Here is a 489-nt window from a genome sequence, read left to right as displayed (position 1 = left end):
GTTGCGGGCGGCCTCGAAAGCGGCCTTGCAGGCGGCCTTGCAGGCGGCCTTGAAAGCCGCGAAGGATAACCCGTCGGACCGTCACTATGACCGTCGCTATGACCGTAGGTGTGCCATGCTGAGGAACGCGACGGCAGTGGAGGAAGCCGGTGGGAATCCGGCGCGGTCCCGCCACTGTCACCGGGGAGCAACCCCTCACCGTACGTCACGGCCGCGAGAGCGGTTGGAAGGCCGAGGGGGCGCGCTGATCCGGAAGTCAGGATACTCCGGCCGTCTGCACCGTTACCGAGGGCGAGGAAACCCGAGGGAGGACCGCGGTATGCCAACGCACGCCCGCCGGCTCGCGATCGGCCGGCTCGTGATCGATACGGAGTCCGGCGCACACCGGCACAGGGCACGATGACGGCCTACCCGTTGTCCGCGGTGGTGGGCATGGACGACCTGCGGCTCGCGCTCGTCCTCAACGCGGTGTCCCCGGCGATCGGCGGA

General features: G+C 69.1%; 1 riboswitch.

The window, feature by feature from the left end:
* Positions 1 to 139 precede the first annotated feature (139 nt).
* Positions 140 to 267, top strand: a riboswitch (cobalamin riboswitch).
* Positions 268 to 489 lie beyond the last annotated feature (222 nt).

This window comes from Protofrankia sp. Cr1 (genome assembly GCF_963555865.1).
In the GTDB taxonomy this organism is placed as follows: Bacteria; Actinomycetota; Actinomycetes; order Frankiales; family Frankiaceae; genus Protofrankia.
The sequence above is the reverse complement of the archived record's forward strand: the minus strand, read 5'-3'. Positions and strand labels throughout refer to the sequence as shown.